The 15,245-nt window shown below is 69.4% G+C and carries 9 protein-coding genes; 4 read left to right on the top strand and 5 right to left on the bottom strand.

Going from position 1 to position 15,245, the window contains the following annotated elements:
- Positions 1-49: 49 nt before the first annotated feature.
- The 3 genes from NPA30_RS07520 to NPA30_RS07510 all read right to left on the bottom strand — a co-directional run bounded on the left by NPA30_RS07520 (position 50) and on the right by NPA30_RS07510 (position 8,338).
- On the bottom strand, positions 50-283 hold the full coding sequence (locus NPA30_RS07520) for a hypothetical protein (protein WP_256801915.1): 234 nt from the start codon (positions 281-283) through the stop codon (positions 50-52).
- A 115-nt stretch (positions 284-398) separates the two neighbouring features.
- Positions 399-6,371, bottom strand: a complete 5,973-nt coding sequence (locus NPA30_RS07515; protein ID WP_256801913.1) for a translocation/assembly module TamB domain-containing protein — start codon at positions 6,369-6,371, stop codon at positions 399-401.
- Positions 6,371-8,338 (bottom strand): autotransporter assembly complex protein TamA, encoded by a 1,968-nt coding sequence (locus NPA30_RS07510; protein WP_256801912.1) that lies wholly within the window; start codon positions 8,336-8,338, stop codon positions 6,371-6,373. Before NPA30_RS07510 ends, NPA30_RS07515 begins: the two co-directional genes overlap by 1 nt.
- 436 nt (positions 8,339-8,774) lie before the next feature.
- Here NPA30_RS07510 and NPA30_RS07505 point away from each other — a divergent pair, with 436 nt between their 5' ends.
- From NPA30_RS07505 to NPA30_RS07495, 3 genes are all read left to right on the top strand, one after another.
- Positions 8,775-9,269 (top strand): (2Fe-2S)-binding protein, encoded by a 495-nt coding sequence (locus tag NPA30_RS07505; RefSeq protein WP_256801911.1) that lies wholly within the window; start codon positions 8,775-8,777, stop codon positions 9,267-9,269.
- Between the two features lie 73 nt (positions 9,270-9,342).
- Entirely contained in the window at positions 9,343-11,688 is a 2,346-nt protein-coding gene (locus NPA30_RS07500) for a xanthine dehydrogenase family protein molybdopterin-binding subunit (RefSeq protein WP_256801910.1), read from the top strand.
- Positions 11,689-11,705: 17 nt separating this feature from the next.
- Positions 11,706-12,506: an FAD binding domain-containing protein gene (locus NPA30_RS07495; protein WP_256801908.1), complete on the top strand. Its 801-nt coding sequence runs from the start codon at positions 11,706-11,708 to the stop codon at positions 12,504-12,506.
- A gap of 78 nt (positions 12,507-12,584) precedes the next feature.
- Here NPA30_RS07495 and NPA30_RS07490 read toward each other — a convergent pair whose 3' ends face one another.
- Positions 12,585-13,007, bottom strand: a complete 423-nt coding sequence (locus NPA30_RS07490) for a BA14K family protein (protein ID WP_256801907.1) — start codon at positions 13,005-13,007, stop codon at positions 12,585-12,587.
- A gap of 250 nt (positions 13,008-13,257) precedes the next feature.
- A complete protein-coding gene (locus tag NPA30_RS07485) occupies positions 13,258-13,680 on the bottom strand; it encodes a BA14K family protein (protein ID WP_256801906.1) in 423 nt (140 codons plus the stop codon).
- Between the two features lie 217 nt (positions 13,681-13,897).
- Here NPA30_RS07485 and NPA30_RS07480 point away from each other — a divergent pair, with 217 nt between their 5' ends.
- Entirely contained in the window at positions 13,898-15,145 is a 1,248-nt protein-coding gene (locus tag NPA30_RS07480) for a putative DNA modification/repair radical SAM protein (protein ID WP_372338763.1), read from the top strand.
- Positions 15,146-15,245: the final 100 nt, after the last annotated feature.

Genomic DNA, 15,245 nt, shown 5'->3' with positions numbered 1-15,245 from the left:
CCTGCGGTCGAGCCCTCTCGCCTGACCTTATGCCGCCCTTGTCGCCGCCTCAGGTGCGGGCGCTGGCCAGCCGTTCGATGGCGGCGTCGAGCGAGGATCGCAGAGGGTGCGGCTCCGGCGCGTCGGGACGCGCCTCGTGCCGCACCCGCTCGATCCAGGCCTCCAGCACCTCCTGCTTTTCCGCCTCGCTGAGGCCGGGGTCGTCGAGCACCGCGTCCGGGCGCTCGAACTCGCCGTGCTTGGGGTGGTCGAATTTCGCATGGACGAGCGGTTCGGTGCTCATGGCGTTTCTCCTCGGGCGTTTTTGCGATCGCATGCGGCCGCGATCTCTCGTCGAGGAAAACGCTGGCGGTGAAGCCGGGTTTCCCCGCGACGGAGCGCCATCCGTGAAAGCCGGCTCAGTATTCGTGCTCGTAGAACACGCCGACCTCGCCGCCGCCCGTGGCGCTCACCGCCGCCCGCGCCTTCACCCCGCCGCCGAGCTTCAGGTCGAGCGACACCCGTCCGGTCGAATCGACGCCGAGATAGGTGTTGTCGTTGAGGTACTTGCCGACGCCGACCGAGGCCTGGCCGTCCTGCGTCGTCTTGATGTCGAGGTCATCGACGCCGAGCTGGGCCCGCAGGTTGTCGAGGAGCCCGCTGCCACCGCCGACACCCGCGAGCGTCGCCGCTGCCTCGGCGAGCTGGGCGATCTGCAGCGGCGACAGGTCGGCCGTGCCCTGGCCGAAGATCAGCCGCGCCAGCACCTCGTCCTGCGGCAGGGCAGGGGTCGAGGAGAAGTTGAAGGCCGGGTCGGTGGCCGGCCCTGTGACGGCGATGTTCACCGTCACGTCCTCGGCGTCCGCGGTCGCCAGAAGATCGAGCGTCGGCACGAGGCCGCCGGTGAAGCTGAGCGTGCCGCGCTGGAAGTCGAGCCGCCGCGCCAGGATGCGGAAGCGGCCGCGCTGCAGCTCGAAGCCGCCGGTGATGGACGGCGAGGACGCGCTGCCGCCGACATGGATCGAGCCGCCGAGCTCGATGTCGAGGCCGCGGCCGCGCACGAAGACGCGGTTGGGCGCGTTCAGCGTCAGGTCGAGATCGATGCCGCCGCCGGCACCGCCTCCGGAACTCTTCGGCCGGATCTTGCGATCCTGCTCGATCACCGCGCGCGGCGCGTTGCGATGCTTCACGTCGATGCGGGCGAGCGAGGTCGGAAGCCGTTCCGGCACGAGGACGTTGATCTCGTTGAAATCGACCGTGCCGCCGAGGGTGGGCGTGCCGGTGAGCGGTCCGGCGAAGCGGATGTCGGCGTTCAGCTGCGCGGCGATCAGCTCGCCGTCGTTGTAGCGCCCGTTTGCCACCTGCACCCGGATGTCCGCCGGAAAGCCGTCGTCGAGCCCGACGGTGCCGGAGACCGTGATCGTGCCGCCGGCGGCGAGCTGGGCGCTGAAGCCCTGGATCGTGGCCGAGCGGCCGTTGAGCGCGATGGTCGCGGCGATATTGTTGACCGCGACGTTGGTGCCGGTGTCGACGAAGCGTCCGCCGGAGACGGTGACGCTGCCGACCGCGTTCGGCGCGGCGGTGGTGCCGGTGACGCGCACGTTCACCGCGACGGTGCCCTGGATGGAGCGGCCGCCGGCGGCGAGCGTGCGGTTGGCGAGCGCGAGCGGCGCGGTGCCGTTCACGGCGATGTCGAGCTGCGGCGTGCCGGCAAGGCCGACCGATCCGCTGGCGGTCAGCGCGATGCCGCCGCCGCCGGAGAGGTTGGCGTCGAGCGTGACGCGGTCGTTGCCGTAGTCGCCGCTAGCGGTAATGTCGAGCGCGCCGACGCCGGCGTCGCGGGTGGGGGCCAGCGTCAGGCCGTTGACGCGCAGGTCGTAGGCGACGCTGGGGGCCGAGGCCGAGCCGGTCGCGCGCACCGAGCCGTTGATCGAGCCGGTCGGCGCAAGGTCCGGCGCGACGGCCGCGGCGAGCGACGCCGAGACATTGGCGATGTCCACCGTGAGGTCGAGCTGTTGCCCCGCCGTGCCGCGCGCGGTGATCGAGCCGCCGCCGATATCGGCGCGGGCGGTCTGCAGCGTCACCGTCTGGTTGGCGTAGCGGCCACTGGCCGAGAGGTTGATCGCGGGCGCACCGGCAGCGCGAGTCTGTGCCGTCTGGATGCCGCTGCCCGAAATGTCGAACGCGGCGGTCGGGTTGGACAGGGCGCCCGCCGCGGTGGCGTCTCCGGACAGGGTGCCGGAGGCGTTGAGGCTGGGCACGAAGCCGTTGGCGAGGCCGACCGGGATCTGCCGCAGCGCGAGCTTGACGTTCAGCGTCTGGCCGACGGTGCCGGAGGCATCGAGCGAGCCGGCGCCGACGGTGACATGGGCGCGGTCGATGGTGCCCGTGCCGTCTTGGTAGCGCCCGGCGGCGTCGAGGGTCAGGGGCTGGATGCCGGAGGCGGCGACCTGGCGCGTGGTGATGCCGGCGCCCTTGAGGTCGAAGACGGCGTTCGGCTGGGACAGCGTGCCGCTCGCAGAGGCGCTCCCGGACAGGGTGCCTCGGGCGCCGAGGTCCGGCAGGTAGCCGTTGACGAGGCCGACGGGCAGCCGCTCCATCGCGACCTTGACGTTGAGTTGCTGACCGACGGTGCCGGACGCGTCGAGCGAGCCGTCGCCGACGGTCAGATGCGCTCGCTCGATCGTGGCGGTGCTTTCGGCATAGCGGCCCGCGGCGTCGAGGCTGAGCGGGGCGATGCCGGAGGAGGCGATCGGACGGGTGGTGATGCCGCGCCCCTGGAGATCGAAGACGGCGTTCGGCTGCGACAGCGTGCCGGTGGCGGAGGCGCTGCCGGAGAGCGTGCCGGAGGCGCCGAGATCCGGCAGGTAGCCGTTCACCAGGCCGACCGGCAGCTGGGTCATCGTGAGCTTGACGTCGAGCGTCCGGCCGACGGTGCCGGAGGCGTCCACCGAACCGGGGCCGACGGCGACATGGGCGCGGTCGAGTGACAGCGTATCGTCGGCAAAGCGCCCGGCGGCGGTGAGGTCGAGCGGCGCGACGCCGGACTGGGCGACGGCGCGCGCTGTGATCGCGGAGCCCTGGAGGTTGAACGTGGCGTTCGGCTGTGCGAGCGAGCCGGTCGCATTGGCCGTGCCGGAGAGCGTGCCCGTCGCCTGCAGGTCGGGCAGGTAGGCGTTCACCAGCCCGACCGGGATGCGGCTCATGCGCAGCTGGAGGTCGAGCTGATCGCCCACCGTTCCGGTCGCCGTCAGCGAGCCGTCGCCGACATTGACGACGGCGGTCTGCAGCGTGGCGGTCCGCTCGGCGTAGCTGCCGGCGAGGCGCAGCGACAGCGGCGCGATGCCGGCGTCCGCGACGGGCTTGGCGGTGATGCCCTCGCCGGAGACGTCGAACGTGGCGGACGGGTTGGCGAGTGCGCCGGTGGCGGTTGCCGTTCCGGAGAGGCTGCCGGAGGCGTCGAGGTTGGCGACGAAGTTGTTGGCGAGCGCGACCGGCACGGTGCGCAGCGCCAGCTGCAGGTTCAGCTGGTCGCCGACGGTGCCCGTCGCCTGCACCGAGCCGGTGCCGAGATCGATCATCGCCTGCCGGATGGTCAGGACCTGGTCGGCATAGGTGCCGGCGAAGTCGGCGTTGAGCGGCGGCAGCTTGGCGTCGCGCATCGGCCTGGTCGAAACGTCGCGCACGGTCAGCGTGACTTCGGCGGTCGGGTCGACGCCGGTGCCGCTGACGCTGGCCCTGCCGGAAACGGTGCCGGAGGCGTCGAGGTCCTGCACCGCCGGATTGCCGAGCGCGGCGGGCACCTTGTCGAGGACGGCCGTGAGGTCGAAGCGCTGGCCAGCGGTGCCGTCGACGAGCACCGAGCCATCGCCGACAGTCAGACGCAGCTGGTCGACCCGCGTCACCCCGTCGGCGATCGAGATCGTCGCGGGCTTGGCCAGGCTCACCCGGGCGTCCGGCGCGTTGGCGTTCAGCCGGTCGAGATTGATGGTGGTCGCCTCGGGCGTGAAGCGGACGCGGCCGGCAAGATCCACCGGCACGCCGTTGGCCGTAGCCTTGGCGTCGATCGAGGTCGTGTCGCCCTCCGAGGACAGGTTCAGCGTCAGGTCGCGGATGGCCGCACCGCCGCCGTCGATACCGCGCGCGGTGATGGTGCCGGACGGAAGCGGCTTGCCGAGATAATCGACCGCCTGCAGCTTGATGTCGGCCCCGGTCAGCGTGGTGCCGGCGACGGTCAGGGTGTTCGAGGTGAGGTTGGCCATCGCCACCGGCAGCTGGTCGGTGTTGACGCTGAGATCGATGCGCCCGGCGACGTCGCCCGACGCCTCCTGGACGGCGAGCGCGGCGAGCGGACCAAGATCGGTGATCGCGACGTCGAGCGTGCCGACGGGCGCAAAGGCCTCGGTCAGCTTCAACGCACCGGAGATGCGGTTCGGGCCCTGGCTGATGACGAGGTTCGACACCTGCCGCTCGCCGTTCGGCAGTGTCGCGATGTCGGCGGTGCCGCTGAGCGGAGCGCCGTCGAGCGTACCGGAGACGCGCACGCTGCCCGACGGCGAGGTCGGGTCGAAGGCGCCGCGCGCCTCGACCTTGAGGTTGGCGAGCTTGCGCCCGCCGATGGTCAGTCCGTCGCTGGTGAGCGCGAGGTCGAGGTCGGGCTTCTCGACCGGGCCCTTGGCGGTCAGCTGGAACTTCGCCGTCCCGACCAGCCCCTGTTCGGCGGTGGCGGCGTTGTCGAGGGCGCCCGAGATGTCGGCGTCGACCGTGCCGTTGGCGAGGCCCGCATTGCCCGTGATGGTCAGCCCTTCGCCGCGCACCGACAGGTTCTCGGCCTTGAGCGCGCCGTCGGCCGCGCGGGTCGCATGGCCGGACACGGAGAGGCGGTCGCCGGCGAGCGGCACGGCGGCGGCGGAGAGTGCGACGGTGTCGAAGGACGACGACAGGGTGAGGTCGAAGGTCGAGAAGTCGAAGGCCGCGCTGCCGGAGACGTCGGCACTGGCGACGCCCGTGCTGGCGGAGGCCTTGTCGAGCGTCAGGCTGCCCGGCGCGAGTGCACCGGTCGCCTCGATCTTCACCGGGCCGGAGAGGAAGCGCTCGGGCAGGCCGTCGGGCGCGGCGACCGAGCCGGCGGTCGCCGAGACCGCGACCGGGCCGGTGACCGCGTTGATGTTGAAGCCCGGGCTCGACACGTCGGCGACGAGGTCGCGCGCCTGATAGTCTCCGAAGCCGGCTTGCGTCAGCTCGGCATGGGCTTTCAGCGCGGCGTCGGTGAAGGCGCCGGCGAGCGTGCCCTCGACCCGGCGGATGCCAAGACTGGTGGTGTTCGGCGCGGCCCCGAAGGACAGCGACAGCGCGTCGACGCCCTTCACCTCGGCGAGGAAGCGGAAGTCGTTGTCGCTGCCGGACGGCGCGATCGTCCCGGAGGCCGTGAGGTTCAGCTGGTCCGAGGTCAGGTTGCCGCGGTCGACCACATAGCCGCCGTCGGCGCGCAGGAGCAGATCGACGTCGAGGCTGGTGCGCCCGCCGACATAGGTGGCGTAGCGCTCCGGGATGAAGCGCTGCGCGGTGACGTCGAGCGTGCCGGTGACGCGTCGGCCGTCGCCCCCGTCCTGGACGCGCGCCGTCAGCATCGCCGCCTGCTCGCCGCCGACGGTCAGTGCTCCGTTCGCCATGAAATCGCTCAGGGGGCCGGTGCCGGAGACGGTGAGCTCCACCGGCGGCAGGCCCGGAATTTCGAGGAGGCGCGCGACGAGGCCGCCCGCTGGCTCGCTCGCCTTGATGTCGACGCCGATCCTGTTGTCGGCCGGCGCGAAGGCGAGGTTGAGCGCGATCTGGCCCGGCTGGTCGAGGCGGGTGATGTCGGCGTTCAGCTCGAGCTTGGTCGGGTCGTTGTCGAGGACGAGCTTCGCCCCCGCCTTGATCCGCGCGGCCTGGCCGAGCACCGGCTCGCCGAGGTCGAACTCGTCGATCGCGATGCGCTGGATGTCGGCGGTGATCGAGGGCAGCGAGAAGCCGCCGCCGCCGCTGTCGCTGCCGGGCGCAGCGGTCGGAAACTGCGGCAGGCGCAGAAGCGTGATCTTGCCGGCCGAGAGGTTCTGGACGTTGACCGAAGCGCGCACCAGCGCCAGCGGCGACCAGTCGAGCGCGAGGTTCTCGGCCGTCAGGAAGACGCCCTGCGGGTCCGACACCGTCACCTTCTCGATCCTAATGTTGCCGGAGAAGGCGCCGGACAGGCCGTCGATCTTCACCTGCATCGTGTCGGTCGAGAGAAGGTTTTCGATCTGCCCGGCAAGGAAGCTCTGCGCCGAGGCAGCGCGCGGGGCGAGCGCCGTGCCGGCGAGGACGGCGACGAGGACGGCCAGCAGGCGGGCGAGGGTGCGGAGGGCGTTCATCAGAAGGACTGTCCGATGCCGGCATAGATCTCAAAGTCGGCGTCGCGCGGACCCTTGTCCAGCGGCAGGCCGACATCGATGCGGATCGGGCCGAAGCTCGTCAGGTAGCGCGCTCCGACGCCGACGCCGATCTTGAGGTTGGAGAAGTCGGGCGTCAGCTCGGTGCCGACCGCCCCGACGTCGACGAAGGGCACGATCTGGATGTTTTCGGTGATGCCGATGCGCACCTCGCCCGAGGCCTCGAACAGCGACAGGCCGCCACGCGGCGTGTCCTCGAAGTCTTCGTTCGCGCCCGGCAGGGTGAAGTCGGGGAAGTAGGGGCCGATCGACTGGAAGCTGTAGCCGCGCACCGAACCGCCGCCGCCGGCGTAGAAGCGGCGGTTGTTCGGCACGTCCTCTGGCTCGTCGGCACCGAAGATCGCGCCGTAGGCGACGCGACCGGCGAGGATGAGGCGGTCGCTCTCGGTGAGCGAGAGGTAGCTCGACAGGTCGGCGCGCGTCTTGAGGAAGGGCGTCGCCCCCTCGATCTCGTAGGTCGGCTCGGCGAAGAGCTTGGCGTAGAACCCTTCGGTCGGGTTCAGTTTGTCGTCCCGCCCGTCGTAGGTGTAGGTGATCGGCACCGAGGCCGTGATGTAGTCGCGCGTGCCGAGATAGTCGGTGATCTCGGCATACTCGCCCTGCAGCGCGACGGCGAGCGTCTGCGTGTCGGTGAGGTTGTACTCGACCCCCGACGAGCCGATCACCGCCTTGCGGTCGTAGGCGAGCGGGTGCTCGGTCAGCGCCTTCAGCGAGCCGACATAGACCGAATCCGGCCCGAGCACGCCGGGTTTGCGGAACTCGACGCCGGCGCTGTAGTCGAGCTCGTCGGTCGCGCGCTGGGTGTCGCTCTCGACAAGGTTTGCCCCGATCCGCGACACCGAGGCGTCGAGGCGGATGCTTTCGGCGTGGCCGAACAGGTTGCGGTGGCCCCAATAGCCGGAGACGCCGCCGCCTTCGGTGTTGGAATAGGTGGCGCCGAAGCCGAAATAACGGAACTTCCGCTCGCCGACCTCCACCGCGACCGGGATCGTGCCGTCCGCGGCCTGAGCCTTGGCTTCCTTCACGGTGACGGAGGAGAAGACGCCGAGCTTGACGAGGCGATCGCGCGCCTTTTCCAGGTCCTTCGGGGCGAAGATCGTGCCGGGTTCGATGCCGGCCATGTAGGCGATGAAGCCCGGATCGACGTCCTTGGCGCCGCTCACGGACGTCTCGCCGAACGGCACCGGCTCGCCGGGCGAGATGTCGATGTCGTAGTCGAGCCGGCCGGTGGCCGAATCGGCGACGATGTCGCGATGCGTCACGGCGACGAAGGGGCGGCCCTCGTTCCTGAGGTCCTGCAGGAGCTTGCCCTCCTGCTGCAGGAGCCGCACCGACTGGGCGCCGGAGCCGGGCTCCAGCTCGTAGGGCGCCGGATCGATCGGCACGCCGTTCACCTGGATGTCCACCCGGCCCATCGTGAAGCTCTGGCCGGGGTCGACGGTGATCAGCACCGGCACCGGCTGCGCGGTGTCGAACTTCGTATCCGGCGGCAGGGTGTCGACGTCCTGCCCTTCGATGAAGATCTTCACGACGCCGTCGTAGCGCGCGTTCTCGTAGAGCGCGGCTACGATCCGCTTGCGGTCGTTGTTGGCGCGCGACAAGAGGCCGAGGGAGCCGGACACCGGCTCGTCCTCCTGGGCAACCAGCGTAGAGGCCTTTTCGAGTATGTCCTGGAGATCCTTGTCGGCCGGCTCGACCGTCAGCGTGACCGTGTAGTTGACCGGGTCGAGCACCAGCGCGTTGGCGTCCTCCTTCTCGAAGAACTTGAAGCCGAGGAACTCGAAGCTGAGTGCCGGAGAGATGCTCCCGAAGGTGAGTGCCGCGCCGAGGCAGGCGGTGCCGAACACGGTGCCGCGCCGCTGCCGCGGGCGTTCGGCCTGCCGCCGCATCTTGTATTTCCGCATCGGGACCAAGGCGTACCCTCGAACTCGTTCGTCATGCCGCGCATCTGCGCCGCGGACCCGGTGATACCGCGGCATCTGCTCACAAGCTTTCAGTGAACGACACCAAAAATGCGGAGATTTGCGGGAGACACAATCGCAGGGATGCGGCTTGTCGCCAGCATGTGCCGATTGCGCCACACCCCGATAAGACTTTGTTTACCATAGCTTGCATGGGGCCGGGAGTTCGAGTGGGTCGGTTGCGGCGCCTTCTGAGGACTGCGGCGCCTCGCGTCCCGCCCGTCACGATCTGGAACGCTTCCAGATTTCCCCTTGCCGGGCGGCACGGCAGCGGGCAATCTCGCAACGTCCGCCGTTGGGAGACGGCGGCGATACGGCCATCAGAGCGGCAGAAGTCGCCGGCGGCCGACACGGGAGGATCCGCATGACCGCAATCGCCATGGTCGTGAACGGACGCGAGGCGACCGCCGAGGTCGCCGACCGGACGCTGCTCGTCCAGTTCCTGCGCGACACGTTGCACCTGACGGGCACGCATGTCGGCTGCGACACCTCGCAATGCGGCGCCTGCGTCGTGCATCTCGACGGCAAGGCGGTGAAGTCCTGCACGCTTCTCGCCGTGCAGGCCTCCGGCGCGCACGTGACCACCATCGAGGGCCTCGCGCCGGCCGGCGACCTGCATCCGGTGCAGGCCGCCTTCCGCGAGCATCACGGGCTGCAGTGCGGCTTCTGCACGCCGGGCATGATCATGACCGCGGTCGACATGATCGCCCGGCACGACGGCGCGCTCGACGAGAAGACGGTTCGCGACGAGCTCGAGGGCAATCTCTGCCGCTGCACCGGCTATCACAACATCGTCAAGGCGATCCTCGCGGCGGCCGAGAGCACGCGCAGCGCGGGGACACCGCTCGCCGCGGAGTAGCCGGCACGGCTTTTCTGCCGGCCGCGCCGAGATGACCCGGGCGCGTCCGTCGACAGCATCGGGAGGAACGGGCATGGGTGTCGAAGGCATCGGCGCGAAGGTCCTGCGCAAGGAGGATCGACGCTTCATCACCGGACGCGGCCGCTACGTCGACGACATGAGCGTGCCTGGCATGGCCTATGCCGTGTTCGTCCGTTCGCCGCATGCCCACGCGAAGATCGGCGGTGTCGACACGGGTGCGGCGAAGTCGATGCCCGGCGTCGTCGGCGTGCTGACCGGCGAGGACCTGCGGGGCGACGGCATCGGCAACCTCATCTGCGGGTGGATGGTCCACTCCAAGGACGGCTCGCCGATGAAGATGGGCGCCTGGCCGGCGCTCGCGGCGGACGTGGTGCGCCATGTCGGGCAGGCCGTCGCCGTCGTCGTGGCGCGCAGCCGCGACGAGGCGCGCGATGCTGCGGAGGCGGTCGCGGTGACCTACGAGGAACTGCCGGCGGTGATCGAGGCGGCCAAGGCGCTGGAGCCGGGCGCGCCGCAGCTGCATCCGGAGGCGCCGGGCAACCTGATCTTCGACTGGGAACTCGGCGACAAGGCGAAGACGGACGCCGCCTTTGCGGGCGCGGCGCACGTGACGAAGCTGCACATCGTCAACAACCGCCTGGTGCCGAACCCGCTGGAGCCGCGCGCGGCGCTCGGCCAGTACGACGCCGCCGACGACCATTACACGCTCTGGACGACCTCGCAGAACCCGCACGTCGCCCGACTGGTGATGAGCGCCTTCTACAACGTTGCGCCGGAGCACAAGCTGCGGGTGATCGCGCCGGACGTCGGCGGCGGTTTCGGCTCGAAGATCTACATCTATCCGGAGGAGATCGTCTGCCTCTGGGCGTCCAGGCGCACCGGCGTGCCGGTGAAGTGGACGAGCGACCGGACCGAGGCGTTCCTCACCGACGCGCACGGGCGCGACCACGTCACCGAGGTGGAGCTGGCGCTTGACGCCGAGCACAAGATCCTCGGCCTCAAGGTCGACACCATCGCCAATCTCGGCGCCTACATGTCGCTCTTCTCGTCCTCGGTGCCGACCTATCTCTACGCGACGCTCCTGTCGGGCCAGTACGACATCCCTGCGATCCACGCCAACGTGCGCACGGTCTACACCAACACCGTGCCGGTGGACGCCTATCGCGGCGCCGGGCGGCCGGAGGCGACCTACGTCCTGGAGCGGACGATGGAGACGGCGGCGCGTGAGCTCGGCGTCTCGCCGGCGGAGCTGCGCCGCAAGAACTTCATCCGATCCTTCCCGTACCAGACGCAGGTGATCATGACCTATGACGCCGGCGACTTCGACGCCTCCCTGAACGCGGCGATGGCGGCTGCGGACGTTGCAGGCTTCGAGGCGCGGCGGACCGAGGCCGCCGCCAAGGGCAAGCTGCGCGGGCTCGGCATGAGCTGCTACATCGAGGCCTGCGGCATCGCGCCGTCGAAGGCGGTGGGCTCGCTCGGCGCCGGCGTCGGGCTCTGGGAATCGGCCGAGGTGCGGGTCAACCCGGTCGGCACGGTCGAGATCCTAACCGGCTCGCACAGTCACGGCCAGGGGCACGAGACCACCTTCGCCCAGCTGATCGCCGAGCGCTTTGGCCTGCCGGTCGACAATGTCCAGGTGATCCACGGCGACACCGACAAGGTGCAGTTCGGCATGGGCACCTACGGTTCGCGCTCCGGTGCGGTCGGCATGTCGGCGATCGTCAAGGCGCTCGACAAGGTGGAGGCGAAGGCGAAGAAGATCGCCGCGCATCTCCTCGAGGCGGACGAGGGCGACATCGAGATCTCCGGCGGCGAGGTGCGGATCGCCGGCACCGACCGCAAGCTCGGCTGGCATGAAGTGTGCCTTGCCGCCTACACCGGCCACAACCTGCCGGACGGCATGGAGCCCGGCCTGAAGGAAGGCGCGTTCTACGACCCGCAGAACTTCACTTTCCCGGCCGGCTGCTACATCTGCGAGGTCGAAGTCGACCCCGAGACCGGCAAGACGGAGGTGCTGCAGTTCGTTGCTGCCGACGATTTCGGCCGGGTGATCAACCCGATGATCGTCGAGGGGCAGGTGCATGGCGGCATCGCGCAGGGCATCGGCCAGGCGCTCCTGGAGGGCGTCTCCTACGACGAGGCCGGGCAGCTCGTGACCGCGTCGTTCATGGACTACACCATGCCCCGCGCCTACGACCTGCCGAACTTCGTCGTCTCGACGACCGAGACGCGAACGCCGTCGAATCCCTTGGGGATGAAAGGCTGTGGCGAGGCGGGGGCGATCGGTTCTCCGCCGGCGGTCATCAACGCCATCACCGATGCGATCGGAACCAACGACCTGACGATGCCGGCGACGCCCCAGAAGGTCTGGGCGGCGCTGAAGACGGTCGGCTGAGCGGGCGGGAGGACACGATGTACGAGACCACCTATCACCGCGCGAGTTCGGTCGCCGACGCCGTGCGCATTGCAGGGGAAAGCGGCGGGGAGGGCAAGTTCCTCTCCGGCGGCATGACGCTGCTTCCGACGATGAAGCAGCGGCTCGCCGCCCCGTCGGACCTGATCGACCTGCGCCACGTCCCCGAGATGAAGGGTATTGCAGTCGATGCGCGGCGCGTCTGCATCGGCGGTGGAATGACGCATGGAGAGATTGCCGAAAGCGCCGACATCCGCGCGGTCGCTCCGGGCTTCGCGGAGCTTGCCGGACTGATCGGTGACCCCGCGGTGCGCCACATGGGCACCATCGGCGGCTCGGTCGCCAACAACGACCCCGCAGCCGACTACCCTGCCGCGTTGCTCGCGCTGGACGGCCTGATTCACACGGATCGGCGTGAAGTCCCCGCGGCGGACTTCTTCCGCGGACTGTTCGAGACGGCGTTGGAGGAGGGCGAGATCGTCACCGCCGTCTCCTTCGAGGCGCCGGATGCCAGCGCCTACGAGAAGTTCCGCAATCCCGCCTCCCGGTATGCGATGTGCGGGGCCTATGTCGCGCGCCGCGGCACTGACGTGCGGGTGGGGGTGACCGGTGCGGGGGCGGACGGCGTCTTCCGCTGGAGTGCGGCGGAACAGGCTTTGACACAGACGTTCGACCCGGCGGCCCTGGATCGTCTCACTGTCGATGCCGGACTGATGCTGTCCGATCTTCACGGCTCGTCGATCTACCGCGCCAATCTCGTGACCGTCGTCACCAAACGGGCCGTCGCAAAGGTCGCATAACCCTCATGCTGTTCGGTCCGCCGGGCATCTGGCAGACAAAAAAGGCCGGAGCGGCAACCGCTCCGGCCATTCCGGTGATCAGAGACGGCAGATATAGTGCCGGCCGCCGCGACCGATGAAGGTGTCGCTCACCGGGTCGTAGGTGCGATAGCGGATGGCACAGGCGCGCGCATGCGAACCGCCGACGCGATAGAGCGGCGTGGCGCGCTCGTAGTAGACCGGCCCACGTTCATAGTAGACCGGACCGCCGTAGTATCGGGGATAGGGATCGTAGGAGTTGGCGATCGCGCCGCCGATGAGCGCGCCGGCCGCGAGGCCTGCGATTCCGATGCCGACCCCGTTGCCGTTCCAGCCGTTGTGGTGGCCGCGCCAGTGGTCGTGGTGGCCGTAGTAGCGATGGTGGTGGTCCCAATCCTGGGCTGCGGCCGGCGCGGCGGCGAGCCCGAGGCTGCCGGTGGCGAGCAGAGCGCCGGCGGCGAGCGTGGTGATCAATCTGCGCATGTCATGCACTCCCGAAACCGTCCGGCCCCCGCGGCTTCCTTCCGCGACGCAGCGGCCCGGACCCTTTGAAGCTCCCTTACGCCGCTGAAAACGCCGGGCCGACGCGGCAGGTTGCGCGGACGACCCGCGTTTTGTTGCCGCGCCGGCCAAGCGACAGGCGCTACGGGAACGCGCGCGCGGCCGATCGGGGCGCGCACATGAAAAAAGCCGGCGCGAAGGCCGGCTTTCTCGTTGGCAGACGCAGGCTGCGTCAGAGCGTGCAGCGATGGTGGCGGCCGTCATAGCCGAGATAGCTGTCGGTGCGGCGGTTGTAGGAGCGATAGCGCGCCTCGCAGCGTGCGACATGCGAGTTCGACGAACCGGAGTTCGCGGCCGCACCGGCGATGGCGCCCGCCGCCAGACCGAACAGCACCGCCGCCCCGTTGTCGAAGCCGCTGCGATGCGTGCGGTAGAAGCGCTGGTAGTGACGGTCGTCCCAGTGGCCATGGCCACGGCGGAAGTCACGGCAGTCGCGGTTGCCGCGGTGATGGTCGCAGTAGCGCTCGATGGCACGCTCCCGATCACGGTGGCCGTGGTGACGGTCCCGCGCGGCGGCCGGCGCGACGCCGAAGCTCGCCAGTGTGGTGGCTGCGATCAGCGTGCCGGCGGTGAGATGTGTGAAGATGGAGCGCATGATGGAGTCCTGTCGTTGTCGACCGACATCGCCCGATACGCCCCTGCAAACAGCAAAGCCGCGCGGCGCGCCAGACTGATGCGGCGGTCGCGTGTCCCTCACCATCACAACGGGTGGCGGACGAGAACGTTCCTGCGGGGCGGCAGGTGGACGCCTCCTCGCTGAACCTTTCGTGAGCGCCGGCCTCCGCCACTGGAAGGAACGGAGCAGGAACGCTATGCCTGTCCGTATGGCCAAGACCACGCTAAAAGACAAGCTGGCGATCCTCTCGGACGCCGCCAAGTACGACGCCTCCTGTGCCTCGAGCGGGACGCAGAAGCGGGACTCGCTGAAGTCGAAGGGCATCGGCTCGACCGAAGGCTCGGGGATCTGCCACGCCTATGCGCCGGACGGGCGGTGCATCTCGCTCCTGAAGATCCTGATGACCAACTTCTGCATCTACGACTGCGCCTACTGCGTGAACCGCTCCTCGTCGAACGTGGCGCGCGCCCGGTTCTCGGTGGACGAGGTCGTCCGGCTCACGATGGCCTTCTACCGGCGCAACTACATCGAGGGCCTGTTCCTCTCGTCCGGGATCATCCAGAGCTCCGACTACACGATGGAGCAGATGGTCGCGATCGCCCGAAAGCTGCGGCTGGAGGAGAATTTCTCCGGCTACATCCATCTGAAGACGATCCCGGATGCCTCGCCGCTCCTGCTCGAGGAGGCGGGTCTGTTCGCCGACCGCCTGTCGATCAACATCGAGCTGCCGACCGACCTTTCGCTGGAGGCGATGGCGCCCGAGAAGAAGCCGCGCGACATCCGCCGCTCGATGGGGCACCTGCGGCTGAAGATCGAGGAAGGCAAAGGCGAAAAGCGCGACCGGGCAAAGCCGAAGCGGTTTGCGCCCGGCGGACAGTCGACGCAGATGATCATCGGTGCGGACGGTGCCGACGATGCGGCGATCCTCACCCGTTCGGAGAACCTTTACGGCTCCTACGGCCTGCGGCGCGTCTACTACTCCGCCTTCTCGCCGATTCCCGATGCGTCGAACCGCCTGCCGCTCACGCGCCCGCCCTTGATGCGCGAGCATCGGCTCTACCAGGCCGACTGGCTGATGCGGTTCTACGGCTTCGAGCGCGGCGAAATCGTCGCCGGCGGCGACGACGGGATGCTCGATCTTGCGATCGATCCGAAGCTTGCCTGGGCGCTGAAGCACCGCGACCGCTTCCCGGTCGACGTCAACCGCGCGCCACGTGAGATGCTGCTGCGCGTGCCCGGTCTCGGCGCCAAGGTCGTCGACCGGCTGCTTTCCACTCGGCGGCATCGCACGCTGCGGCTCGAGGATGTCGGTCGGCTCTGCCAGTCGCTGTCGAAGGTGCGCCCGTTCATCACCGCGCTGGACTGGTCTCCCGGCGGCCTCACCGACCGGGAGGGTCTGCGGACGGTGGTGGCGCCGCGGGCCGAGCAGCTGAGCCTGTTTTGAAAGCCGATCCGCGCCCTACGCTCGACGCCGCCATTCTCGATTGGCGCAATCTCATCCTGGGCGCCGGTGCAGCGGAAACAGATGCGCCACTGATCGTTTG

The sequence above is a fragment of the Mangrovibrevibacter kandeliae genome (genome assembly GCF_024519155.1).
GTDB classification, from domain to species: domain Bacteria; phylum Pseudomonadota; class Alphaproteobacteria; order Rhizobiales; family Rhizobiaceae; genus Mangrovibrevibacter; species Mangrovibrevibacter kandeliae.
The sequence above is the reverse complement of the archived record's forward strand: the minus strand, read 5'-3'. Positions and strand labels throughout refer to the sequence as shown.